This is a genomic window from Colwellia sp. BRX8-5 (genome assembly GCF_014077325.1).
Taxonomy (GTDB): Bacteria; Pseudomonadota; Gammaproteobacteria; order Enterobacterales; family Alteromonadaceae; genus Colwellia_A.
The window spans coordinates 26,759-51,935 of record NZ_JACGVR010000018.1; the positions used below are offsets into that span (position 1 = coordinate 26,759).

19 protein-coding genes and 1 pseudogene are annotated in these 25,177 nt (G+C 36.0%); 4 read left to right on the forward strand and 16 right to left on the reverse strand.

Annotation, left to right across the window (positions count from 1 at the left end):
* Positions 1-37: 37 nt before the first annotated feature.
* The 10 genes and pseudogenes from H4J62_RS12725 to H4J62_RS12770 all read right to left on the reverse strand — a co-directional run bounded on the left by H4J62_RS12725 (position 38) and on the right by H4J62_RS12770 (position 8,039).
* Positions 38-283 carry a hypothetical protein gene (locus tag H4J62_RS12725; protein WP_182216598.1) on the reverse strand — a complete coding sequence of 82 codons (246 nt, stop codon included), beginning with the start codon at positions 281-283 and terminating at the stop codon, positions 38-40.
* 213 nt (positions 284-496) lie between these two features.
* Entirely contained in the window at positions 497-946 is a 450-nt protein-coding gene (locus H4J62_RS12730; protein WP_182216596.1) for a hypothetical protein, read from the reverse strand.
* 191 nt (positions 947-1,137) lie between these two features.
* The gene (locus tag H4J62_RS12735; protein ID WP_310733550.1) at positions 1,138-1,587 is read right to left on the reverse strand and encodes a methyltransferase; all 450 of its coding nucleotides are present in this window, start codon (positions 1,585-1,587) and stop codon (positions 1,138-1,140) included.
* A 492-nt stretch (positions 1,588-2,079) separates the two neighbouring features.
* Positions 2,080-2,772: an SOS response-associated peptidase family protein gene (locus H4J62_RS12740; RefSeq protein WP_182216592.1), complete on the reverse strand. Its 693-nt coding sequence runs from the start codon at positions 2,770-2,772 to the stop codon at positions 2,080-2,082.
* 209 nt (positions 2,773-2,981) lie between these two features.
* Positions 2,982-3,686: a porin gene (locus H4J62_RS12745; RefSeq protein ID WP_182216590.1), complete on the reverse strand. Its 705-nt coding sequence runs from the start codon at positions 3,684-3,686 to the stop codon at positions 2,982-2,984.
* A 148-nt stretch (positions 3,687-3,834) separates the two neighbouring features.
* Positions 3,835-4,227 (reverse strand): annotated as a pseudogene (gene rimO, locus H4J62_RS12750) (30S ribosomal protein S12 methylthiotransferase RimO); the annotation flags it as partial.
* Positions 4,228-4,313: 86 nt separating this feature from the next.
* On the reverse strand, positions 4,314-6,293 hold the full coding sequence (locus H4J62_RS12755; protein ID WP_182216589.1) for a M10 family metallopeptidase C-terminal domain-containing protein: 1,980 nt from the start codon (positions 6,291-6,293) through the stop codon (positions 4,314-4,316).
* Positions 6,294-6,432: 139 nt separating this feature from the next.
* On the reverse strand, positions 6,433-6,783 hold the full coding sequence (locus H4J62_RS12760) for a hypothetical protein (protein WP_182216587.1): 351 nt from the start codon (positions 6,781-6,783) through the stop codon (positions 6,433-6,435).
* Between the two features lie 7 nt (positions 6,784-6,790).
* The gene (locus H4J62_RS12765) at positions 6,791-7,168 is read right to left on the reverse strand and encodes a hypothetical protein (RefSeq protein WP_182216585.1); all 378 of its coding nucleotides are present in this window, start codon (positions 7,166-7,168) and stop codon (positions 6,791-6,793) included.
* A 46-nt stretch (positions 7,169-7,214) separates the two neighbouring features.
* Positions 7,215-8,039 carry a hypothetical protein gene (locus tag H4J62_RS12770; RefSeq protein ID WP_182216583.1) on the reverse strand — a complete coding sequence of 275 codons (825 nt, stop codon included), beginning with the start codon at positions 8,037-8,039 and terminating at the stop codon, positions 7,215-7,217.
* A 193-nt stretch (positions 8,040-8,232) separates the two neighbouring features.
* On the opposite strand from H4J62_RS12770, the gene H4J62_RS12775 reads away from it, so the two are divergent.
* The 4 genes from H4J62_RS12775 to H4J62_RS12790 are packed head-to-tail and all read left to right on the forward strand — an operon-like array spanning position 8,233 to position 10,670.
* Entirely contained in the window at positions 8,233-8,826 is a 594-nt protein-coding gene (locus H4J62_RS12775) for a sigma-70 family RNA polymerase sigma factor (RefSeq protein WP_182216582.1), read from the forward strand.
* A gap of 3 nt (positions 8,827-8,829) precedes the next feature.
* Entirely contained in the window at positions 8,830-9,543 is a 714-nt protein-coding gene (locus tag H4J62_RS12780) for a protein kinase domain-containing protein (protein WP_182216580.1), read from the forward strand.
* A complete protein-coding gene (lepB, locus tag H4J62_RS12785; protein ID WP_182216578.1) occupies positions 9,534-10,304 on the forward strand; it encodes a signal peptidase I in 771 nt (256 codons plus the stop codon). Before H4J62_RS12780 ends, lepB begins: the two co-directional genes overlap by 10 nt.
* Positions 10,305-10,349: 45 nt before the next feature.
* Positions 10,350-10,670, forward strand: coding sequence for a hypothetical protein (locus H4J62_RS12790; RefSeq protein WP_182216577.1), 321 nt, complete (start codon positions 10,350-10,352; stop codon positions 10,668-10,670).
* Between the two features lie 93 nt (positions 10,671-10,763).
* On the opposite strand, the gene H4J62_RS12795 is transcribed toward H4J62_RS12790, so the two are convergent.
* The 6 genes from H4J62_RS12795 to H4J62_RS12820 form a co-directional block, all read right to left on the reverse strand.
* A complete protein-coding gene (locus H4J62_RS12795; RefSeq protein WP_182216575.1) occupies positions 10,764-16,430 on the reverse strand; it encodes a tetratricopeptide repeat protein in 5,667 nt (1,888 codons plus the stop codon).
* A gap of 52 nt (positions 16,431-16,482) precedes the next feature.
* Positions 16,483-16,833 carry a hypothetical protein gene (locus tag H4J62_RS12800; protein WP_182216574.1) on the reverse strand — a complete coding sequence of 117 codons (351 nt, stop codon included), beginning with the start codon at positions 16,831-16,833 and terminating at the stop codon, positions 16,483-16,485.
* 168 nt (positions 16,834-17,001) lie between these two features.
* Positions 17,002-18,057, reverse strand: coding sequence for a PEGA domain-containing protein (locus tag H4J62_RS12805; RefSeq protein WP_182216572.1), 1,056 nt, complete (start codon positions 18,055-18,057; stop codon positions 17,002-17,004).
* 2 nt (positions 18,058-18,059) lie between these two features.
* Entirely contained in the window at positions 18,060-19,577 is a 1,518-nt protein-coding gene (locus H4J62_RS12810; RefSeq protein WP_182216570.1) for a hypothetical protein, read from the reverse strand.
* A 293-nt stretch (positions 19,578-19,870) separates the two neighbouring features.
* On the reverse strand, positions 19,871-23,722 hold the full coding sequence (locus H4J62_RS12815) for an AAA family ATPase (RefSeq protein ID WP_182216569.1): 3,852 nt from the start codon (positions 23,720-23,722) through the stop codon (positions 19,871-19,873).
* Between the two features lie 55 nt (positions 23,723-23,777).
* Positions 23,778-24,272 carry a YqhA family protein gene (locus tag H4J62_RS12820; RefSeq protein WP_182216567.1) on the reverse strand — a complete coding sequence of 165 codons (495 nt, stop codon included), beginning with the start codon at positions 24,270-24,272 and terminating at the stop codon, positions 23,778-23,780.
* Between the last annotated feature and the right edge of the window lie 905 nt (positions 24,273-25,177).

Here is a 25,177-nt window from a genome sequence, read left to right on the forward strand (position 1 = left end):
AAATAAGCTATTGGTTTAGTTTGAAGCTATGGTTGTATTACTTAGCGCGAGTAAAGACCTGCTTATAGTAATAATGCAAAACATAACCAGAAGCGAGTACAGGGAAAATAATAGAACTTAATAAATTAGCCCACTGCCCTGTTGATGGCTCAAGTAGAACTAAACTAACCAATAGACTTAGACCAAGCCCAAAAAGTGCACATAATACAACAACGCCGAATAAAACGATTTTACTGGTAAAATAACAATCATCTTCTGCTAACTTTTTAACACCTACACCCATTAACTGCCCTTATTAAGCTAACAACTTATTATTCTAATTTTCATTATATCTATAAAAATTAGAATAATACCTAATAAAAACAATATCACACTAATAATAATGAAGAAGCCTACGTTTATTAGTACTTCAACTGCAGATATTAACTCGTCTAGTTCTACAGTTGATTCTGAATAGTTTTGCAACACTATTTGGGCTTTCATATTTGGTCGCTCTTCAACGTTGATACTCAGTAGCGTTTTTAGCCAAACCTTGATTTATTTTATGTTGCATATAAACCACATGTAACAACGATGTAATAAACGGGTTTAACCAAAGTTTGTCTCCTTTATTAGCGCCTGCAATTAGATTAATACGATTACGCACCATAATTATCCAGGTGATATCGAAAATAGATGAGATAATATGAAAACCTAAGGTGAAATTTAAAATACCGGGTTCTTGCCAGTTTGCTAGTGCGTGAATTAGGGTGCCAAACGAAATAATATATAAAAATATTGTGATAAAAATAAAAGTCTTAGATATTTTTAACGCTGTATGTTTATTAATTTGCTTAGACAACAGGTAGAGCTTATATATCAAATATGAGCCGATACTTAGAATACAAAGAGCTAAAGTCTTTGTTACTGACGCAATATCAAAAACGCCCACAAATCCATTTTTCATTTATTCTCCAAAGGTAAAACACACTAATACTATTTAGCTACACTCCAATAAGGAGAGATTAAAAGTTTACTGAAATGTTGAACGAAATAAAAACAGCCAATTGTTAATTTTCATTATTGAGTGGCTTTGTCAGCTAGATACTGAAATTTAGAATATAGTATATCGTCATTACGCCTTAATAAAGCCAAAGCTCATTTTGGTGGCCAATGATATACGTAAATAGGTGTTTGGTAGAAATCTCTAAGCTTGATGACTCTTGTTGGTTGACATAAAGGTAAGGCGAAGGTGTTACTCACAATAGTAACCTTATTAAAGACTTCATCTACTAACTTTTCTTGAAGAGCGACCATGCCTTCAGGAAAAAGGTAACAAACTAGGGTCGAGGCAGTGCTGAGATCAGCGTTTTTAAAGTCTTTACGAAAGAGAGTAAGGTTATCTAAACGTAAACTGTGTTTCAAAATTTTTGAAACCAACCACGGAAACCAAGATAACTCGTAGCCGATAACTTGCTGATTGGGATGTTTTTGGGCAACAGCTATAACCAGCGTGCCCCAACCAGAGCCTAGATCAATTAAAGGTCCTTTTTCATACGTATCTATTTCAGCAAGCATGGTTTTGCACGCTTTGCTTGAACTCATCATAGGGGAAATCCCCGTTTTCAGCGTACTCCAAACAATGGATAATACTATTAGAATAACTATGACAAGAAGTATTAGAGAAAAAAAGTCCATGTTAACAATAGCCTAAAATAGTTGAACGCTGATGATTTCGCTTACATCTAACACCGCAATAAGCGGAAAAAGCCAACTGTTCATTTTACCTTTAATAAAAATTAACAAGACATTCTATCCCTTCTTAAAAATTGATACTCTCAATAAGAACACCTTAGGCTTTTCAGAATATTACATCAACTAAGTCTAAATAATAAACGGTTATTAAACACACAACACCAGCTTTTAAATGTGCTTCTACGCTAAAACCTTCTGTTCCCTTTACGCTATTTACACCTACTATCAATTATCTCAGATAACTTAGCGTATTATCGACTTTCAATCATAAATAAAGAACGATGCTCTGCCCTTTTACTCTCGACAAGTAAAAGGGCAGCTACGGTTAAATTTACTTTCATATGCTCAATCATAAGGAATGATTTGCGGCGAAGAAATTGGCTGATGAGTCATGGGTCTATCAATTTGATGGGCAATCAAAGACTGAGGTAAGCGCGGCTGTAACAAATGTTCAAATTGATTAAGTTCATCACATTGTGGATCTAACCACTTGTCTATGAGTGATAAATTTTGCGGGAGTATCAGTGGCATGGCTTTGCTGTGGATATGTTTTAATTTTTCATGTGCGGGCAGTGTTATCACCGAGCAACTGAGTTTTATTTCACCCGTTTTATTGTGCTGCCATGTTCTATACAAGCCCCCCAATATTAAACCGCCAGACTCTGCTTGCATATCAAAGTAATGAACCGGCTTTTTATCGACAAATTCAGTTTCACCAAAGCCTTTAACGGCAATAATACACCTAGCGCTCCGATACGCCTGATAACCTGCACTTTGGGGAGTATTAAGCTTATCAAATCGGGTATTAAATGAAGTAAACCGAGAGGGTTTAAAGTCATTTTCAGTTTGATCTAGCAATAACCACCACATAGCACTTTCTACTCGGCGTTGTTCACCCACATTCCTCACAATGGAAACGGTGTCTGCTGCTTTAACAAAGCGACGATCAATCGGCCTATCGATAACCTTATTTATTTTTAAGTGGGTATAAAGCTTTTTTACACCGCTATCAAACGTCGTATTCAACCGACCACACATAATGCTATCCTTATTTATATCGGCCAGTGTAGCAACGAATATTAGCTGTGTCTTGCCAACGAATGTAACAATTTAGTGTTAAAGAGAAAAATAACTTAGTGACGACTGATGATTAAAAAGAAGATGTTTTTATGATAAAAGTGAGCCTATTCAACTCACTTTTATATGACTAACAAGGGTAGTTACCCAATTAGTTAAGTTAAGTTAAGTTAAAAACGATAGGTGGCGTAAACACCTGCCACACAATCAAAATTATTATCATATTGATAACCATTTTCTTGCGCATCGAAACTTGAATAGCCAACAAACATCCCAATGTCGGTCTGTTTGCTGTAATTATAATTAACACCAAGACTAACTTCATGAGCGGATTTTTGCTGAAAGTCTTTTAAATCTCGATAAGTATAGTTAACGTTAGCCGTCCAATCTTTTGCTAAGTGGGTTTGCACACCAACAGAGTAACGGTATTCATCTTTATTTTGTAGCTTCTCTTCATCCCACTTTACATAACCTAAAGAAAAAATCAGAGCTAAGTTTTTATCAAAGACATACTTACCCTTTAAGTCGGTACCATAAGCAACCGAATCTCCATTAATGGTTGACTCTTGAAAGCCCCTTAAACCTAACCCAACCGCTAACTCAAAGCCTGCTTCATTGTCAGGGCGAGCTAAAAGTCGGTAACTAATACCATTCAAACCAATCGTTAAATTGTCAGTCAGCCCGTAGCCCAGATTTAAATTTAGCGCTGCGTGTCTTTCATCCTCCTCTTCTCCCCACGCTAAGGCACCACTGACTGCAATGGTGCCATCAGTTAATGTTAAAGGTCTTAATATTGGATTGGTAGGATATTCAGTTTCTGCAAAAACAGTCGATGAAGCTAAAAGTAATACCGTACTAATAAGTGATTTGTTCATAATAATTGTTCCCTAAAGTTTATGTTTTGTAATTTATGGGGGTATTATAAAAACTTATTGCGTTCGGCTCCTGAGGCTTTTTGTCTATCAAATGTCAGCGTTGTGTGAAAAATTGTAAGAAAACGCAATTCGATGGAAGTCATTACTCATCAATAAAAGGGTTATGAACAGGCTTGGCTACATGTTTGTGTACTTGTGTTAACACTTCATCGTAAGCATGAGGTCCCGTAACACCTAAAACATTAGGATGTAATTCGATGATTTCGTCTTTCTTAACACCTAAACAGCCAGTAACCAATACTTTACCGTTGGCAGCAAGTGCTTCACCAATTGTATCTAAAGACTCTTGAACGGCTGAATCAATGAAACCACAGGTATTTACAATCACTAATTCTGCATCATCGTAGCTATTGGTTACATCGTAACCTTCAGTGCGAAGCTGAGTAAGGATGCGCTCGCTGTCGACTAAATTCTTTGGGCAGCCGAGCATCCTTACACCAATCCCACAGGAGAGCTTTATGTTTAAAGGCTTTGATAATATTCTTGGCTGTTTTCAGCTAAGTTAAGCCAGTTTAGTTAATTAATAAAACTGGCTTTCTTGTACAACGAGGCCAACGCTAAGTATATTTACTTTCTAAATAATCTTAAACCCGCAATTAGCAAGATAAGATAACCAAAAGAGCCACCACTACTTTTTTCTTTAGCTGGAGTAACAACTGGGTCTGGCGTTGTATCAATGTTATTAACAGTTACTGTTCGTATTTCACTGCTAACCTCATCAAAACCATCTGTCACAAATACTTGAACGGTTAAGTTAGTTGACGTAGTAACATCTGGGGCAGTAAATGAAACAGTCTCAGTCGTATCACCCGTTAATATTACTGTTGCGTCATTTACAACCCAACGGTAAGTTAGCGCATCATTGTCGGCATCAGTAGCGGTAACAGTTAATATGACCGTTGTTCGTTCATCAACAGTTTGGTCTGCTGTAACATTAGTTATTATTGGTGTGTTGTTTGGAACTACAATAATAGTAACAGTGTTGGTTATAACGTTAGCACCATCTGAAACTACTAATTGCAGGTTAATAGTTTCTTGGGCATCAACGCTAGGGGCAACAAAATTAACATTTAAGTTATCTGCGTTTTCCAGTGTTAATTCTATACCATCAAGTTGAGTCCATGTATAACTATGAATATCATTATCTGGTTGTGTAACTGTAACCGCAATATTCGCTTGTAACCCTTCTCTCACTGTAATTGTTTCAGGCATAGTAACTACAGGCGCTTTATTAATGACAATGGTTTCATCTGCAAATTGAATAAATTCAAAATCAACCAAACTATCTTTATCTTCAGTAACCACCACCGATGTTACCTCTACCGTATAAGCGTTTATGATTTCAATAGTATAATCAGCTTTATTGCCAGCAAACTTAGCGATATCAATACCGCCACCACCATCAAGCATATTAGCTACAGAGTTAGCAACTAAAACATCATCCCCTTTACCACCAATGGCGTTCTCGATTACCACATCATAAGAAATTGATAAATTATTGTTACTACGGTTTAAATGTTCTCCTCCAATATTTTTATCATAAAAACCAGTAGGATTTGGCGCTATTGAACTAAAGGCGCCTGCGCGTAAATCTATAATATTATTTCGGGCAGTATCAGCAACACTAAGGGTGTCAACTCCATCAACATCATAAATGATCTGATGAAAATCATATGAATCATCATAGGTATACAAGGTATCACCCGTATTGGTATTTTCAGCTTTGCCGTATAGGTGTTGTAATACCGCTACATCATATTTTTTTAAATCAGTAGGATAAAATACTTCAGATGAAGAATTCCCAATATTTGAAGACATTAAAGTATAAAACTTATTATCATATTCACTGGTTAGCTTTACATTTACCCCTGCATGATCTGAAGGGTAAACACCTAGCGACTGCAATATATGGTAAAGCAATTCAGACTTGGCTTTTGATAAATCGTGCTTATAGTCTACTACCCAATTGGCCTCATCGAATTCGCGTTGTGGATTAAGATAGTCAAGTAGTCCATTAACACTGAGATCTATAAGTCTTGCACCTATTTCACAGTCAGTTCCTCCGTTATCACAATCATCACTATTTATTGGTGAACTATGGCCACTTGGTAGCCCTGAGAAAGATATATCACCCGCAATATTTTCGAATAACAGGTCATACCGTTCAGTCCTATCTATAGGATCATCTTCAACAAAGCTGATCCCTGAAACTCGGCTAATACTAGTTAAAGCACCTATAATTAATTCTTTTTCACGCGGATAGAAATCACGGACATCACGTCCCCCTATCGTTTTTCCTGAAAAAGCAAACTTGATAGTTATAGGTGTACCCAATGGAGATTTTTCATTCCAGCGAATATCAGTCCAATAATCATAAGGGGCGTGACGTAAGCCTTCAACAGCTCGTTGTAAGTCAAAATTATCAGTTGGAAAAACGTGTGTTGTATTAAAGTCAACGAGGTCTGAGGCACTTGCAAATGTTGCCATTGCTAATGTTGCCGTGAAAAATGAAATTGAAAGTGCTGAACGCACAAATTTTGTGAGCATTTTTAAATCCTTTAAGTGGTAACTCCCTGTCATTATTAGAGAGTTTCCAGTCCAATATAGACAGCAATGATAAACGGAAAACAAATAACAATCATCTTTAATTTCAGATGATTATCATACGAAACTAAACAGAATGAATTTAAAAATACTGCTCGCCAACAACTTTTAAATCACCATCAACCTCTTTGACTTCATAACTATTATGTTTTTTGAAATTAACGATATAACTACCATCATCTAATACTTCCGTACTTTTCAAATCACAGTTAAGCATTTTTAATATGTTTTTCATTAACGGATCCGCGTTTTCATGCATTGCCTTGTTCATTTCAAACATCTCATCGTTCATCAAGTCACTTAAGGTGTCTATATCGCTATTTTTATCGGCAATACACGCTTGCTGTGCAATTTCATTGGCTTCATATTTTGGGTCGCCGCAAGCACTTAATACTAAGACTGCTAGAACTGAGAGTATTATTGTTTTTTTCATAATGTGTTTATCCTTCTACTGCTATTTGATACTGACCATCTACTTTAAATACTTTAATAACATCGAATTTTTCAAAAGTAATACGAGTTGAATCTATCTTTTTATAAGTTATGGATTCTGTATTTTTAATTTTACAATTTGCATTTTCTACATACGCAGCAAACTTCTCTGGATACTTACTTGTCTTACTAATAAACTTTTTGTACGCTTTTTCAGGAAATAAAAACTGAAGCTGCTCTAATTCAATATTTTTATATGCATTACAAGCCAGCACAGCGACTTCTGTTGGTGACATTTGTGTAATTTCTGCTTGGCTTTTTATTCCACCACATGCTGTTAGAGATAGTGTTATAGCAACCAAACCAAGTGATTTTATACATTTCATAATCTGTCCTTTATTATATTTTTTATTCGTTATAGGTGATTAAAAATCAAAAAATGATGAGATAAATTAGAACAACTATGACCCCAAGCAATACCATTTTTACTTGTTCACGTTTTAAGTTGGGTTGTTGTTTGCAAATAATATCTGCGCCTTTATCTAGCAGTGCATTAATCAAGGGCTTAACAATTTGATAAACATATTTAATGAACGCTATAGCTTTAGTAATAACTAAGCTCAAAGTACTTTTTAGGTTAGTTACAAGTGAAGAGGCTTTAGCAGAATTAACCTCTGTGCTATCTCCTGTTGATGTTGATTCATTTACTTCAACTGGCTGACCTAAAATTGCCGCTTTAAATTGCTTGTTTTCTTTATAACGAGGAGAAAAGATACAGCCCACTAAGCCAATAAAAGAAGCCATTAATAAAATACTAGCCACCGAAAAAAGGTCGTCTGCGCTGTTGATTGGCAAGCCTTGAGCCATACTTTTTATTGAACGCGCAAAGTGTTTGAACTCAAAGTCACGCCCTCTTATTTCTCTCGCTACTTTTGCCATATCATAAATGTCGTAAAGCTGAGTTAAAAACCAGCCAACAACAAGAGCCACAAACACTAAAGATAACAATCTTGAAGCTGTGCGGCTAAGGCCAGTTAAGGTAACAAGCACACCTAAGGTTGCGATAACCAACAACACCATTGGGTTTGCAATATTGTATAAACTAAATGTTTGATCAGACCAGCCACCTAAATCAGCTAGGGGTAAAAAAGCACCTACTATAAAGAGCATGAAAAACGTTGCTCCAAGTTTGTTCATCACTTGAAAATGGCCTAAAGCATTAGTTTTGTTGTAACTCACAACTTGTTGATTTTCCATATTTACAAATTACCTTTTAAAAAATTATGATGTCACCTTAGACACTTATTTTTAAAACGAAAAGACACGTTGCAATGAACTAAAAACGAAAAAAATATAATATTTATTTTTTGTTAAATAAACGATCATTAAACTAGAAGCATTAAATGTCACGTGTTAGCATATTTATAACAACTCAAATAAAAACAGATATATGGACATAAAATTTTTATCAGACGTGCCGGTAACTGAGCTACTCACTCAATGGCAAAATGGCGATGAAACTGCCTACGATGAATTGTTTATTCAATGCTACCAACAGTTTCGACATCAAATACGCAAGAGCAAAATTCAAAACCTAAATAACCAACAAACTAATGTCAATCAAGTCTCTGTATGTATTGATTCAACCACTGATATTATCAATCACCTTTATCCTCGGTTAGGCAAAGTAACCAGTGCAAAACTTGATAACAGAGCAGACTTTTATCGACTTATTGGTAAGGTTGTTTATTCAATAATGAAGGATCAATCTCGCAGTAAAAATGCGCAGAAAAACACCCTGCCTCAGGAAGAAAAACAGCCTGAATACGACTGTAACATTGCGGAAACAATCTGTGACTTGGAACGCGTTTATAATGCGCTGGTACAGGAGAAACCCCGGGCAGCAGAACTTCTTCAGCTCAATGTTTTTGCTGGATTAAATGCAAAGAAAATTGCTGATATGTATAGTATATCTCTGCGTACAGTACAAAATGAACTCAAATTTGCGCATGCTTGGTATCATAGCCACTTCAACGGGTTTTAACCTATGTCTTTGCTTTATGAATTATTTACAGAATACTCAAGTTTGCCAAAAGAATTATTAGCGCAGAAAATGACACAACTGCATCAACAGAATTCAACAGTAGCAACCGAGTTATCCTGCTTATTAGAACACAGTGGTTCTTCAGCCAACGAGATGCTCGAATACTTACATCTTGGGATCATTAATAACGAAGATACAAGTATTCGTATCGGACGCTTAATAAACAACAAATATCAAATTCAATCGTTAATTGGCCAAGGTGGTATGAGTGATGTTTACCTAGCCAAGCGAATAGACGGCTTAATAGAACATACCGTTGCTATTAAATATTTCGCCTTAGCCGACTCAAATAAAACAGCCCTTAATATGATTAAAAAAGAGGCGCAGTTATTGGCAAACCTTGATCATCAATTCATCGCCAGCTTTATTGATATTGGTCATGATGATCATCAAGAGCCAAACATTATGATGGAATATATAAACGGCATCACCCTATATGAATTTTTAAATAGCTCACCAAGTGAAGCGGCAAAAAACAAAGTTGATGAAACACTTAAAACAGCCATAGCACATGCAAAAAGCAAAGCTATTACTCATGGGGATTTAACTAAAAATAATGTACTGGTGGATATTAATGGCAACGCCAATATCGTCGATTTTGATATCGCTAATTTTACCGATTCAACGACAAATGACACGCAACCTTTATGCGTATAATGAATGTAAATTTGACGCCAAATAACCTTAGAAATTTACAGGTAAATTTATATCAAAACAACCAAGGTTTTTTCTGGTTTTTATTAACTTTATTTTTTATTCGAAGTACGATTATTAATTGGAATTACATTCCGTCTGTGTCAATGAACCCCAACCTAATTGAAGGTGATTATGCCTTAGTAAACAAACTCGCTTTTGATATTAAAATTCCTTATTGGGGTAAAAATCTATTCGCGATAAATAATCCACAACGTGGTGATATTGTCGTTTTTGACAATAAAGGGTCATTATTTGTTAAACGAGTAATGGCGATACCCGGTGACACCGTACAAATTATTAACAATAATTTTTATATCAATGGCAGCATACACCCCTTGAAAGCCACGACAATGAACGTTATCAAAAACAAAGAACTGTCCTATTCCAGTAAGTATTCATTTAGTGTATACCAAGAAACTAACAATATATCTGCTTCAAAAAAGAAAAATTATAATATTATTTTTGCTAGTGACTTACCTGATTATATTAAAAGTAGCTTAGTCACAAAGAGCCCTCTATTCACTGTTCCAACGGGTAAGTACTTCATGATTGGAGACAACCGTAAACTGAGCCACGACTCACGTTATTTTGGCTCTATAGAAAGAGAACAAATTGTTGGTAGTATTGACCGTGTATTATTTAACTACAGGCAACTATGGAATAAAATAACCCAGCAAAAAACGATTGAGAAGCTGAGGATTTGGCAACAGCTTAACCCGTAACTTATACGTATTAAAATAACAAAATTAACGACATAGGGAAGAAGTATGCGAGTAGAGTTTATAGAAGCATTTTATATGGGAATACCTTTGGGTATTGCTATCAAGTTTCTCCATGCTTGGTTACACAACGACATTTTTCCAAATAAACCTTACTGTACGGGTTCATTAATTAGGGTTATGGCTGTTCTATCATTAATATTAAGTGCTATTTTAGCCATTATTTTTGTCTGGTTTAAATATTCCCACATTAGCTTTGGTCTGGTTATTTCGCATAGTTTTCCCTTTTTTACTTATTTATTTCCAGGACTGTGTTTAGTTGGTCTTATTTACCATGTATATGACAATAATGAGCATTACTGTAAATAAAATGTAGCTTTAAGACTCTATCGCAATGCATAGCTAAATAAAGCCGATACGCTGGTTTATAGATTATTAAAACCTGCGTATCTTAGCGCGTCGTTAGCTCAAAACATACTGCTGGATTAGTTCATCAAATGCTTCAAAACCTTCCAAATTATGTTCTTGAATAAGTAAATTCATCTGACTGATTTTCTCTTTAGCTTGATGAGTTAATCCGCGTTCATGATAAGAGTTTCCCCAAACGCCTAATAACCAAGTTTGATTATGTGGTATCCAAGTTTCGAGAGTGTTTTGCATTAATTCCGATTGATGTTTTAGCGCTAGCTCATCAAAAGCTTCATACTCTTTTAACCGATTCAATATTCGCAATAAGTTAATACTGTATTTACTGAAATCACCGTTACTTTTATCTTTAACTAAAGTAATTAGTTTTTTGTAACAAGCAAATGCTTTTTCATTTTGATTATTGTCGTCATAACTATCAGCTAAGTTGTTTAGGCTGCGCGTGTAATGCTCCGCCCAGCGAACATTGTTTTCTTGATAAAGCTTCTCTCTTATCGTTAACGTTGCCTCTTCAAGGGTTATCGCCTCTAAGGTGCGGCCAATCGATTTATAACTAACCGCTAAGTTTCCTAAGCTGCGCGTATAATCTTCTACCCATCGACTTGGCTGCTCGGCATAGCGCACCTTTTGAATATCACGCAATTCTTCTTCCACTGTTATAGCCTCTGCCACTCGTCCAAGTTTTTTGTAAGAGAATACAAGGGGATTTAGGAGGCTGGAGTAATCTTCTGCCCATCGACTTGGTTGTGCAGCATAACGTACTTTTTTAACATCTCGCGCTTCTCCTAAGCGTACTATCACTTCATCTACTCGGCCAATACTGCTGTAGCTGGCTGCTAGACTAATGAGGCAACTAGTATAGTTTTCGGCCCAGCGACTTGGATCCTTGGCGTAGAGCACCTTTAATGGATCGCGCAACTCTTCTTCCAGCCCTAACGCCTCATCCACTCGGTTAACACTTTTGTAGAAGGCTATTAGAGTATTTAGGTTGGTAGTATAACTTTCTGCCCAACTACTTGGCTGTTTCGGATAGCACACTTTCAGAATATCACGCAATTCTTCTTCCAGTGCTATCGCCTCATCTACTCTGCCAACGCTCTTGTAGAAGATGGCAAGGTTATTAATATTAGTAGTGTATCGTTCTGCCCAACAAGTTGGCTGTTCAGCATAGCGCACCTTTACAATATTGCGCACTTCCTCTAATAGCTCTATCGCCTCCCCCTCTCGACCAACATTTTGGTAACAAGCGGCTAGGTTATTGAGCTTGATGACGTAACTTTCTGCCCAGTGACTGGACTGCTCAACATAGAGTTCCTTGACAATATCGCGTGATTTTTCTAACAGTGCTATCGCCTCAATCATTTGATCAAGACTTTGGTAAGAAACAGCTAGGTTACTAAGGCTAGCTGTGTAACTTTCGGCCCAGCGACTTGGTTGGTCGTCATAGAGCTCTTTTAGAATATCACGCGATTCATCTAACAGCGCTATCGCCTCCCCCTCTAGACCAACACGACAGTAGGATGAGGCTAAGTTATTCAGGTTGGTTGTGTATTTTTCTGTCCAGCGACTTGGCTGCTCAGCATAGAGCTCCTTGACAATATCACGCGATTTTTCTTCCAGTGCTATCGCCTCATCTTCTCGTCCAACGCGATAGTAGGAGTAGGCTAAGTTATTGAGGTTGGTAGTGTATTTTTCTGCCCAGCGACTTGGTTGCTCAGCATAGAGCTCCTTGACAATATCACGCGATTCTTCTTCCAGCACTATTCCATCAGCTACTCGATTAACCTTTTTGTAGAAATAGACTAACGTTCCGAGACTATTGATATAACTTTCAGTCCAAAGGTTTGGCTGCTGGATATAGAGTGGTTTTATAGTGTCGCGCGATTCTTCTCCCAGCACTAACGCCTCGTCCACTCTGTCTACTTTTTGATAACTCACTGCTAGGTTATTAAGGCTGCTGGTGTAACTTTCTGCCCAGCGACTTGGCTGCTCAATATAAGGGACTTTTAGAATATCACGCGATTCTTCTAAGAGTGCTATTGCCTCATTCACTTGGCCAAAACTTTGGTAAGAACTGGCTAGGTTGCTGAGACAGTTCGTGTAACTATCAGTCCAGCGACTTGGCTGCTCGGCATAGAACTCCTTTAAAATAACACGCGATTCATCTAAGAGCGTTATCGCCTCAACCACTTGGCCAGTACTTTGGTATGAAGCGCCTAGATTACTAAGATTAGTGGTATAACTTTCTGCCCAACAGCTTGGCTTCTCGATATAGAGCTTCTTTAGAATATCACGTGACTCATCTAACAGCACTATCGCCTCAGTTGCTCGACCAACGCTACTGTAGAAAGAGGCTAAGTTATTCAGATTGGTTGTGTATGTTTCTGCCCATCTACTTGGCTGCTCAGCATAGAGCATCTTGACAATATCACGCACTTCTTTTAACAGCACTCTCGTCTCAGTCACTCGACCAATTCTACTGTAGAAGGAGGCTAGGTTATTAAGGTTGATAGTGTAACTTTCTGCCCAGCGACTTGGTTGCTCAGCATATAGCTCCTTTACAATATCACGAGACTCTTCTCCCAGAGTTATCGCCTCATTCAATCGACCTACGCTATGATAAGATCTAGCAAGTATGTTTATGCTGCTAATGTAATTTTCTGCCCAGCTACTTGGTTGCTCAGCATATAGCTCCTTGACAATATCACGAGACTCTTCTCCCAGAGTTATCGCCTCATTCAATCGACCTACGCTATGATAAGATCTAGCAAGGATATTTATGCTGCTAATGTAATCTTCGGCCCAGCGATCTTCATCTATCTCAAAAGCCAAAGTATGCAACAAAAAAAGAGAGTTTAAATGGTATAATTTACCCTCAAACATCTCAGATGACAGTTGCTCTGCATCATTCAGCTTCTTAAGTTTACTTGCTAATGTTTTTTGACAATAGGAAATAAATTTATTTACCGCATACGTATTTTTTTGATAATTAAACAACTCATTTAAACGATATTTAACCTGTTGACGTAAAAACACAGCAAATAAACCATGATGGTATTGGTACTTAGTATCCCCTCCTTGTAAGCGCTTAAGTATTGCAAACACCTCTTCTAATACTTCTAAGTGCTCTGGCGAAAGTGCTTGTTGAGAATTATTTTTCAATAACTCTTTTATAGGTGTTAATCCAGGATGTTTTTCTTCATTGATATTAGTTAAGCCACTTATTAATTCACGCACAAGGTCACTGTCAAACGGCGTACCTATAAGTGCTGACAATTGCAAGCTAAAGATGGCTGCATCGCTGTATTCGTTAAAATATTGACCAATGATAAATAAACGCTCTTCCATTACGGCGTAGGAAGACAAAGTAAAATGATTGCTGCTGTTACCTTGTAAACTGTCGTGAGTATACGCTTGCGTATGCGCATCTCGTAATAGCGTAAAAATATTTTCTACTGTATTGATTAACACTTGCTTTGCTAAACCGTTAATTTCATACACACCTTTTTTAGGTTGTATTATTAACGGGGTAAGCAGTTTGTTTTTTTGATAAAAAGCAGGATCACTTATTAAGTTAAGTGTTTCAATAGCAAATAATGTAACAACCTGAGTTGTTTCGTTAATGTCTGCTGTGCTTAATGCCTTTATTACCGCACTAGCAATGGTATCAATTTGCGCTTCACTCGACTTTTTATAGGTCTGTTTTATTAAATCAGACAGTGTTTTATGACCCATGCCTTTAATTACAATTTCCGGTTGAACCATAATCAGTTTATTTTCGACTAGAGTGTTTGGTAGTGTTTTACTATTTATATTAATGGTTGAAAGCTTTGCGGCATCAAACAGCGCTAATTTATAAGGCGAATGTTTTTGACCTTCTTTTGCCAGTTTATAACTGGTTTCACTGTCTGATCCACGAGCAGTAAACAATAATTCTGTTGGGAAAGCAGGCAATAGGTGGGCTAATATAAATTCAGCCGCCAACTCATCTATCCACTGAAAGTCATCAACAAATAATAAGAGTGGCAATTTTACAGCCTGTTTATCGATGAACTTTGATACGGTTTGAAGCTCTTTTATCGCTAGAGTTAGTAAGTCGAATTGCTCTTGTTTTGCATATTGGTTGTTTTGGTTCTTTTGCGCGTCAATAATTTGGTTTTTATGCTGATTGATTCTAGAGCCATCCAACAATGATTTAGCTCCGTCATATGCAGAGCCAAAGCCTGAGAAGCCTAAGATAAATTTAGCTGACTTTTCGATGCTTTTAATAACTTTAGTTTTATTTGCTTTTAAAGCTTCATATTGCTCTTTATATGAGCCAGTTTTTACATTTATTTGTCCAAACTGAGCTTCAGCCTTTTCCCACTCTATTCTTTTGTCGTTAATTTGCCGTTCAACAATATTTAACTTTTTTATTTGATAAAGCTGAGTAAGCCGAACCAACTCTGCTTGTATTGCATCCTGTAAAGAGGCGAGTCCAGTGACTTCTGAGCTGTGGCCTGTTTGGTTTAAGAGTTTTAACCTAACTTGACTGCTGGCTAATTTATCCGAGCCAGTATATAACTTATCTAAATGTTTTTTCACTAGTGCTGTTTTGCCGGTACCCGGTTCTCCCTTAATTAATGTCAATTGACTTTTTTGGGACTGGTTTTCACCTTGTTGACACTGTTCAATAAATTCATAATGCTCTTTTGATAACTTGTCCAGTTCATCACTTCGACCAACAAAGCTACTAGCACGAACGGCAGGAATAGGGATACTTGCCCCTACTTTTTCTAGCATGCCGTAACGTTGCACCATGTGGCGTAAACGAGTTAGTTTTTTCTGAATATCTACATTATCATCCGTTGGCGTATCAAACGGTTGCTGCTCAGTATAATTAAACAACACGGACACCCCTGGGTGTAATGTGGTTATTTTATCTTCCTCTGTGTGACTAACTTTTTGTTTTAGGTCTTTAGCATGTGAAAAGTATAAAGAAAGCAAAGAAAGTGAAGCTGCGTCTAAATTAAATGGATTGTTAATAACAATCAATTTAGGCGCATCCTTCCCTAAAACATTTAACAAATCTAGGAGAAATTGCATTGCTTGATGCGGTGTTTGGTTTCCACTCATTTGGACTGCTAAGCCTTTCAAACTTGCTTGTGCACTGTCATTAAGATGAAGCTTGCGCCCAAGTTTCTGTTTACTATTCGCTTTATTCGCGCCAAAAACTGCAACATCTTCTATTTTATCGGCTATAGTTTTCGCCGGTTTTTCAACAACATATTCTTTTGCTTTGTCAGTAAAAAGATTCTCACCTAAGCTTTCTTTACACCAATGAAGAATCTCTTTCAGCGATTCAGACACCTTTCCGTCTAAGGCTCCACCAATGATATCGCCGATTCCTTGGGCAGTAAAAAAAATAGAAAATTTCAATGCACTGTCTATTAAAAGTTTATTCCTAAGTTCCTTTCCAATAAGGTGATATATTTCACTAAATATCTGAGCTTCTTTACCCGCTTGCGCATTAATAGTGATGACATTGGTCATTGGGACATCATATAACTCAGCATTGTATGCATTTTCATAAGCAGCTATTTCTGAAAAATCAGGAATATCTTTTTTGAGTTGATCTATATGTTTATTCTGAACTTCAATAAGTAGCGGAGTGGTAAGAGAGCCTTGTAAGTCACTGATGTAATCGTTATAAAAAGTTGTCATATTCTTCCTTGATTTGTTGCTTTATATTAGTTGTATATTTCTACTACTTTGACTAAATAACTAACTTGTAATACATGTCAGCATTATCATCCATGCTGATTTTTTTTGAGAATAAGCGTACATCTTTATAAAAAAACTCTTCACCAGTACCTTTGCTTTGTGCCACAATGTTATTTTCAAAAGCGGCTTTAAACTGGTCAAATGTTAGATTTTTATTGAGTAAGCATTCCAACGCATTGAGCGCATAAGCCTGAATATAAAAATCTACTTTATCTTCAAATGGCCAATCTACTAAGGAGTCGTCTTGCTCTGGGTATAAATCAAAAACACAAAGTTCGACCTTACGGAGTTGCTCCATAAAGTGAAAATTTTGAAAGTTAATAGTATTTGGGTAACTTGTCATAAGTTAGCTTTCCGCATTTATTTGACGTTCATTAAACTCTGTCAGCCAAATTGTTCTATTTCATATTACTTGCATTGTAATATAAAGATTTAAACCCAGTTAATCGGATGAGATACATCAAAAACCTTAACCAATATAAACCGGCATCTAAATAAAAGTGTCGCTGACTTAATGCAAGGTTAAAAAGTAATTCAAATTATTTATCGATTGATTTTTAATTTCAACTTCACCCAAATCAAAATCTCCGTGCTTCTTAGTATATAATTTAGCACGATACTTCCCAGGTAAAATCTCAGCTTCTAATACAAATGTTTTATTTCTGGTTTTCTTACGTATTTTTATCGGTTCTATTTGCTCATTATCGATAACCAGAGTAACTCGGTCTCTCAGTTTATTATTTAATTCAAAGTGAAATAATATATCTCGGGGTACTAAACGACCTACTACAGTGATTCGTTCAACTGAATCATTGACATGAACCTTATCCTGAATTTTTATAGGTTTTTCTTTACGTTCATTTTGTGGTTTAGCAACAACGATAGGTAGCTTACTAACTAAAACTAACGGTTTGGCTTTAGGTTTAGATGAAAGTGCTTTCAAACTTACATTTATTTTAGTTATTTTATTTTTTGAAATACTAACTTTTTTAGTAGATGCATTATACCCAGCTTCTGAAATAGAAATGCGGTAATCACCTACGGGAAGTTGCATGCCACTATTGTAAGGAATATCATAGTTATCAATTTTAACCTTAGCTTTCGTAGGTTTTAAGTTAACTTCTAACCGCCCAAAATTCAAATCACTCTTTACCCCCGTAGCTTTGATTAATTGATAATAATCTATCATTATATTTTTTGAAACATTCAACTTACCAAGTTTAGTTCCCTTTTTCGCTATGAGTTTATAAGAACCTGGAAATAGTAGATTTGATTCAAATAAACTTTTCTGCACCCCAATAGCATTTATCGGTACCACAGAAAACTTAGCGTTCGTCTGAAAGTTTTTTATCTTTACTTTTATCCCCTTACCTCTAGTCGCACTATGAACTCTATTTGTTTGCTTAAGGGTCATAAAGTAATTGATATTTATAAAACCAAATACTTTTTTAAAGGTGTATTCTAAAGGTTGAGACACTACTTGCTCTTTGATAAGTTTCTTTACTGATCCTGTGTGGGCATAAATGGAATAACTAGCAAGTAAGAAAAAAATACATAATCTAAGCATACCTAACCTTCTCCTTCTAAGCTGTCAGCTAAACTAAATAAGCCAGAACTTAACAAGTCAGCAAATACGCCATCTAAATTAGTAATCGTAAGATCATAAGTTTTGGCAAATATCAAATCAAAGCAGTCACTATTTTGTTTAATTGCAATAGCAATAGCTTGATCAACCATTTCTCCTTTCGCCGCACTTAAGGTTTCTTTATAAACATCATCGAACAGGTTGTTTTTTTGTTGTGCTAATGCAGCTAACTCTGTTGCAATTTTTTCTTTACTCTTGGTAATAAAAGCTGTTTGATTATTTGCATTTCCCTGAAGGAATTTTTCAACTAATGTTTTGGACATAAAAATCGTAGCAACATCTTTCCATTTATCTACACCAAATTTACCAGTGTGCTTTGGTTTATTCTCAAAGTAGCCATCAAATTGGAAGCTGTTTCCTTGGGCACTTATTATTGAAGCAAAAGCAATCCATGTGAATTTTTTGTCTACTTCCTCTAGAAGATATATAAGTGGGTTTTGTTGAAAAATGACTCTAAAAGGTAGCTTTATCTGGATATCTGTATCCGTTAGTGACGAGGATGAGACAATGTAATCTTCAGATAAAAAATTATTAAGTGTGGTGGTTAAAATACTAGAAAATCCATCAGACAACTGTTTACTAGTTGGCAACGTTTTGTCTGAACCATAATCCATGACATCATCAATAAGTTTTATTTCTTGCTTAGATGGCATTTGTTCAAAGATAACATCTACATTAAGCGTTGGAGAGTGCACCGTGCAACGACTTAATTGTTCAATAAGTGAATCATATATTGAATGAGGATTTTTATGGTTGAGCAACCCCAGATACGAGACCAATTGTTTATTATAGATATTAGAAATTTCAGCTAACGCTTTCCTAGCTTTCTTACGCTTAAATGGTTGAAACATTCGTACTGACTGCGAAGCATCAAGATAGTCTTTATAATGACAAACCTTAGGTTTTTCAATTGCATGCCGATATAAACTAGTGGTGGAAATAGAGTTATGGAGTCTGTTTACAAACAAATACCACAAGATAAATAAGCCAAATAATGTTGCCTCATTAACATAAGACACATAACCATTAATTGAAGAATAATTCTGAATTCTCTGAACCTTAAAAGCATTAAATAATTTAACATTCCCTACAAACTTACTTAAATCAGCAGTAATGATTCCTTCTTGCTCAAATCGACTAAATTGTAATAATGGGTGGAGTTGTACCGCAGGATAAACGATGCCATATTCAGATTTTAAGGGCTTAACGTGATCATAGACCATGTATTCAGGCACACCGTTAATTTTAATGATGAAATAGAATACTAAAAAAAACGGCAAGCCTATTAAAAAGTGACTCAGAGCTCTAGTTTTTTCCTTAGTAATATTAGCTAAAGATTTTGTTCCGCAAAAACAAAAATATATTGCTGCGGACCAAAATATAAAGAGACTTCCCCAGCCTAAAATAATATCAAAAAACAAAACTTTAAAAATAAATGTCATCTATCATGTCCTTTCATGTGAATATCTCCATCTACATCAATCTATAAAAGTATTTAGTAATTATCCTTGAGATAAATAAACTCATGGGTAATCGATTCAGGTGTTAATTTAATAACGGTTTGAAAAACCGTCTAAACATTAAAATATTTTTTCCAATAAAAACTAATGGCAAAAAAATCTTGTAAATCATTATCACCCACGTTTTGCTTAATCCCTTGAGTAGCCTTGGTTAGCAATATTTATATTCCTTAATTTGTATTCCTAAAAACACATATCCAATATTTTCCAAATATCTAATTATCAAAAAGAAGATCAATTTCATCGCCTAACAATGACTCTTTATCTAACAGGGTTTCAGCAACTAACGTTAGCTGCTGATAATGCTCTGTTAGTAACTTTTCTACTTGCTGTTCAGCCTGTTCAAGCCATTGTTTAACTGCAAGTTGTGCATTAGACAACAAATCACTTTCTTCAAACTTGGTTAACATAGCAACATTAACGGGCCCAACAGATGCTTCAATACCCCCTTCATAAATAGCATGCATGGCAAGCTGAGTCGCTTTTTCTATGTCGTTAGACGCTCCGGTACTGACTTCATCGCTATCTTGGGTACAAAGTTTTTCTGCTACCCTGCCCGCGAGTAATACTTGTAATTGATTCATTACCCGTCGTTTTGAATAGCTTTCATACTCTTCAGCCGCACGGGTAGCAACAAAGCCCAATGACTGATTTCTTGGCTCTATGGTGACAAAATCAATACGTTGTTTAGGAAACAATATCTTATTAACTAATAAATGACCCGCTTCGTGATAGGCGGTGCGACGCTTTTCTTCTTCACCAAGTAATATATGTTCAGACGGTGCCCCGTAAACAATACGGATCATGGTTTGTTTAATATACTCTGTGGTTAATTGTTTGTTATCGCCTACGGCTTGATAAATAGATTCACGCAATACTTGATCTATTTCTGCTGATGACATGCCTTGAGCTGAAGAAACTAATTGTTGAAGATCTTCCTCTTGCCAGTTCAGTTTATGTTTACAGGCAAAGCGTTTAAAAAAGATCAGTCGGGCATTTTTATTGGGTAAGTCACAATAAATGGTTTCATCAAACCGACCAGGCCGAGTAATTGCGCTATCAAGCAACTGCGGATGATTAGTGGCAGCCATAACAAATACAGGGGCTTCAGCAGTCGAAAAACCATCCATCTCTGTGAGTAAAGCATTTACCGTTAAGTTTTTATCTCGAGAACTACTATCGGAGTTATTCGTTCGTTGCGTGGCAATGGCGTCTATTTCATCAATAAAAACAATAGAAGGCGCATATTTTCTCGCGGTATTGAATAGCTCTTTGATGTTCTCTGTGGTTCCTCCGCTATAAGGTGATGAAAGCTCCGACGCCGCAACACTAAAAAAGGGCAATTCACACTCCCCTGCAACCGCTTTTGCTAGCAAGGTTTTCCCCGTTCCGGGAGGGCCAGCAAATAAAAAGCCTGTGGGTATTTTTACACCAAAATTCAGTAACTTTTCAGGAGCCTTTAACCAGCTAACGACCTCACTAAGACGACGTTTTGCTCTTTCTAAGCCGATAACATCATCAAGTGAATTATCAGGCAGGCTATGATTAAACAAACTAGTTTCTTGCAAATCTTTAGATTGTATAACCTGACGACAAGAAAGGTTGGTAAACGAAACATCAAGCACCTTATTATTGCGTTTAACTCGACATTGATATTGTAGTTGCTCATTACGCGTTGTCATTCGTAATAAGGTTTTTTCCATGGTCAGATAATAGTTAATGCGTTTAAGCATGGCAGGAAACGACTGTTCAAAAGTGGATAAATCTAATTCAAAATGCTCTCTTACATTATGAATCAGTGTTTGTTCTTCAAGGCTGTCTGCTTGTGTATCTGCCACGCGGTAACTAAATATTGGTAAACGACTGTTAATGAGATTAACGTGATCAGTGACTTCATTTAAAGACAATTGGCCATTGGCAACCGATTCTATATCAACTAAAAAGGCATCAGGTCGATGTTGTTCCAGCATGGTTCTAATATCTTCGAAATTATCAATAATGTTAGCTGAGAGAGCAAGTTCAGACTGTGCTAACTGGGATTTAAGTCTGGAATCATTGTCGAATAGCAGTAATTGTTTTACGTCAAGATCAGGCGTATTTTCATTTACGCTGATAACGCAAGATATTGGCGACATATCTTCAGTAATTAGGCTACTTGCTTTCACTAAAATCTCAGCCTTGAGCTTGGCCAAGCAATTGCTTAATTGTCTTGCCGTTATTTCAGGAGCCAAAGATTGCAACAAAAATGAGGCAAAGTATTCTGGCCAGGTAAAATCAAGCATCTCTTGGTGATCATTGCGTTTGTTGAGTTCTTTTTCTGCTAAATAAACAAAGTGGTTTATCTGTAAAGGAGTGAATGCAACTGAATAACCTTTGGCTAGCCGATTAATGAATTCAACCGAGAGCTTAGTTTTAGTTGCCGGATTTTCTGCATGACGTAATACATCAAAAATATTCAGTTGATGTTTTTGATGATTATTGGCTAGTACTTCCTGACCAAGGTTTGTAGTAAAAATAACAATGCACTGGTCAAAACTGATAAATTCTTGACTGGTTTGGTCTTGAGCTATGCCTTTATCCAAAATACTGAGTAGTGATTGAGTGACATTGGGATGGGCTTTTTCTATTTCATCAAACAGTAAGATCTGCCTTGGTTGTGATCTTACAGCACTTGTTAAAACGCCTAGGTTAGCCTCATTGTATTGTAAACCGCTACCAAACAATTTCATCGCATCTTGTTTGTCTGCATACTGCTCCATATTAAAGGTAGTAAAAGCATAGCCTGATTGTTCATATTTATTTAGCAAATCACAAAAAATAGAAGAGAGATAAGTTTTACCTACACCTGATGGCCCTGCGAAGGTAAATATCAACCTTGGTCCTTCACTTAAACCAATATTAGAGGTTAGGTATCCATTAGTTAAACTTTCAATAGCCTTTCGCTGGCCGATAACTTGTTTGTTTAAGTCTCGCTTCAGCTTTTGTTCAACTTTTATCGCTTTGCCAATACGATTTCCACATTGATTTAACACGCTAAGCTTCGTAATACTCTGATGTTTGATTTTTAATAATGCTTTAATAAATAATGAGACATTGAACTCGTTATCAATAAAAGCAGAATCACAGCAAGACTTTACGTTTTCATTAAGTACGAGTTTAGCTGCAAAGCTTTTTGTTATTTGATACCAGTTTTTAGTCGTTTCATTGTTTACCGAAAAACTTCGGGTAACAGCCTTATGCTTTAGGTTTTTACGTGCATGGTAGACATCGTCAGGCATTAACACTTGACTTGGTTGACACTGAAATTGGCTTGCCAATGCTGTCAAAAAGCTTGGGGTTCCGATAAGTGCAGAAAGGACCAGACTACAGTCAATTTCTGGCATTTCTGTTACCTTAATATTTTGTACTTCGATTGATGGATGTGCAGATAGGTAGACTGAGCATGCTAAAACCGAGAGTTCGTCAAAAAAATGCTGAGTAGGTGATTTTAGCCGTACATACTGCTCTTTCAGCTCAAACGGTAGTTTACGAGCTTCACCATCTTCTATGGCGCTATTTACTGATAGTTTATCCTCATACCAATAACTTTCTGCTATCTCTATTTGTGTTTCGATAAAGTCTTCATCTAACTCCAGCTTGAAAACTTGGGAATAATGCTGATAAAACTCTGCATTATCGTCTAAACTTTGTCTTTCTGGTATATTTTGCAAATACTTACGAAACATTGTTACTAAAGACTCTATCTCTACAAAACAGGGACGGTTATCTTCAATCTGCTCAATTGCATTATAACCTCCCAATTCTTCAATAATATTTAGCGCAATATATTCATCGATAAATTCAATATTTTCTGCGGCCAAATAACACAACGACTCTGTTTGTTTAACCAATTTACATTTAAGTACTTTATCTTCAAGCTTGGTATTTTTGATTGCTAACTGGATATAAAGTAAAACCAAAGGTAAAACCACATCAGATTGCTCTAACATAGAATCATCCATTGGCATTTCAGAGCATTGTACCGTGCGATATTCAAAAAAAGTGTTAAGCAATTTGTTCAGATTCATTATGATTATCTTAAATTTAGGAAGTACTTAGCTAAGGCTCATTTAATCAAGGCCGTTATTTTTTTGCATGCCCAAGCCAAAGGCTAACGGATACAAGCAGAACTATGATGGCCATATATAAAATTTCAACAATATTTTGAGGCTTAATTTCAACAAGATACGAAAATAGTTTTATGACTAACAGCATCACGATTACTTTACCTAGCTTTGCTTTTAATTCGTCAATACTGCTAATTTGAAAGGCTTTTGATTGATGCTGTTTAGAGTCTTCAATTGGGCTAATAAATAGTTCATACAAGCCAAAGGAAAAGATAAATAGGATAGAAGAAAGTAAGAAGGTATCAAGGATCTCGATCACCATAAGTACTAGGTTATCTCGAGAAACATCTGAACTAAAAGTAATTAGGTAAGAGAACATTCCTTGTAATAAATGAAAGACCTCAACACAACCCAATAATATTAAAGTTGCCGCTGTGATCACACAACAAATAACACCAAAAAGTAGAAGTAATCGGCTACTCCAAAGCAAAGACTCGAAACGCTTTTCCATTTAACATCCTTATTAAAATTACTTTATTTTTCAATAGTATGATTGTGCCGCTTATGTTTTAAAATGTCAATTTCATGTTAAGTATGGGATGTGCTTTTAAACTTACACTTAACAGCTTTGGAGAATATTTACATATATGAAATAAAAGACCGATTCAAATTAACCATGATTAAAGTTAGCGAAACCAGCAACAAAGTTCAGCTAAGACTATAGGGTGGCATAACAGCGAGGTTTTAAATTACCATAGATTGACATCTTTAAAGGCGTGATACACAAATAGTCCAAAAAGAAAGATGAAGTATATTGTGTAGATTGTATAACTAATTCCTTCTGAATTTTTAGATATAATAGGCAATTCTTTAAAAATCCCGACTATGAAATTTAAAACAAGAAAGATAAAAAAAGATAATGTAATTATTTCAATCATTATAAGCTCTCGATTATATACTTTCATCTGAAAATAACTATGTTAAGCAATCAGCAACTAATATTATTAGTAATATTATGATTGAAAACCTCCGTAACAATAACTTAAAAATCCATCACATTCCCCCCACACACACGTAAAAGATAATTTTCTGTCGGATTTTACAGCTAACCACAATCTAAATATTTTTTGCTTATTGGGTAATTCTAGTGACAAAATGAATTTCAACTAAAAACTGCATTTTAAATAGCTTCTCTACTCTGTTTGACTTAACTGACTCAAACTTATTTCATCATGCATTCTTTCAAGAGAATATGCCTCGTCTATCGATTTTCTGACGCATAATTAGTAAATTGGTAAACTAAACCACATCATTCGAGGTTATTTCATTGCTCGCACCGGGAACGTTATATTTACCGTCATTATTCTGCATATATTCGTTAGATATTCTGGACCTGACTTCATAGCAAGTAGACCT

What these genes read in the sequence shown, in the direction of transcription:
- H4J62_RS12725 (WP_182216598.1), bottom strand. Translation starts at nt 283, where the DNA reads ATGGGTGTAGGTGTTAAAAAGTTAGCAGAAGATGATTGTTATTTTACC.
- H4J62_RS12730 (WP_182216596.1), bottom strand. Translation starts at nt 946, where the DNA reads ATGAAAAATGGATTTGTGGGCGTTTTTGATATTGCGTCAGTAACAAAG.
- H4J62_RS12735 (WP_310733550.1), bottom strand. Translation starts at nt 1,587, where the DNA reads ATGATGAGTTCAAGCAAAGCGTGCAAAACCATGCTTGCTGAAATAGAT.
- H4J62_RS12740 (WP_182216592.1), bottom strand. Translation starts at nt 2,772, where the DNA reads ATGTGTGGTCGGTTGAATACGACGTTTGATAGCGGTGTAAAAAAGCTT.
- H4J62_RS12745 (WP_182216590.1), bottom strand. Translation starts at nt 3,686, where the DNA reads ATGAACAAATCACTTATTAGTACGGTATTACTTTTAGCTTCATCGACT.
- H4J62_RS12755 (WP_182216589.1), bottom strand. Translation starts at nt 6,293, where the DNA reads ATGCTCACAAAATTTGTGCGTTCAGCACTTTCAATTTCATTTTTCACG.
- H4J62_RS12760 (WP_182216587.1), bottom strand. Translation starts at nt 6,783, where the DNA reads ATGAAAAAAACAATAATACTCTCAGTTCTAGCAGTCTTAGTATTAAGT.
- H4J62_RS12765 (WP_182216585.1), bottom strand. Translation starts at nt 7,168, where the DNA reads ATGAAATGTATAAAATCACTTGGTTTGGTTGCTATAACACTATCTCTA.
- H4J62_RS12770 (WP_182216583.1), bottom strand. Translation starts at nt 8,039, where the DNA reads ATGGAAAATCAACAAGTTGTGAGTTACAACAAAACTAATGCTTTAGGC.
- H4J62_RS12775 (WP_182216582.1), top strand. Translation starts at nt 8,233, where the DNA reads ATGGACATAAAATTTTTATCAGACGTGCCGGTAACTGAGCTACTCACT.
- H4J62_RS12780 (WP_182216580.1), top strand. Translation starts at nt 8,830, where the DNA reads ATGTCTTTGCTTTATGAATTATTTACAGAATACTCAAGTTTGCCAAAA.
- lepB (WP_182216578.1), top strand. Translation starts at nt 9,534, where the DNA reads ATGCGTATAATGAATGTAAATTTGACGCCAAATAACCTTAGAAATTTA.
- H4J62_RS12790 (WP_182216577.1), top strand. Translation starts at nt 10,350, where the DNA reads ATGCGAGTAGAGTTTATAGAAGCATTTTATATGGGAATACCTTTGGGT.
- H4J62_RS12795 (WP_182216575.1), bottom strand. Translation starts at nt 16,430, where the DNA reads ATGACAACTTTTTATAACGATTACATCAGTGACTTACAAGGCTCTCTT.
- H4J62_RS12800 (WP_182216574.1), bottom strand. Translation starts at nt 16,833, where the DNA reads ATGACAAGTTACCCAAATACTATTAACTTTCAAAATTTTCACTTTATG.
- H4J62_RS12805 (WP_182216572.1), bottom strand. Translation starts at nt 18,057, where the DNA reads ATGCTTAGATTATGTATTTTTTTCTTACTTGCTAGTTATTCCATTTAT.
- H4J62_RS12810 (WP_182216570.1), bottom strand. Translation starts at nt 19,577, where the DNA reads ATGACATTTATTTTTAAAGTTTTGTTTTTTGATATTATTTTAGGCTGG.
- H4J62_RS12815 (WP_182216569.1), bottom strand. Translation starts at nt 23,722, where the DNA reads ATGAATCTGAACAAATTGCTTAACACTTTTTTTGAATATCGCACGGTA.
- H4J62_RS12820 (WP_182216567.1), bottom strand. Translation starts at nt 24,272, where the DNA reads ATGGAAAAGCGTTTCGAGTCTTTGCTTTGGAGTAGCCGATTACTTCTA.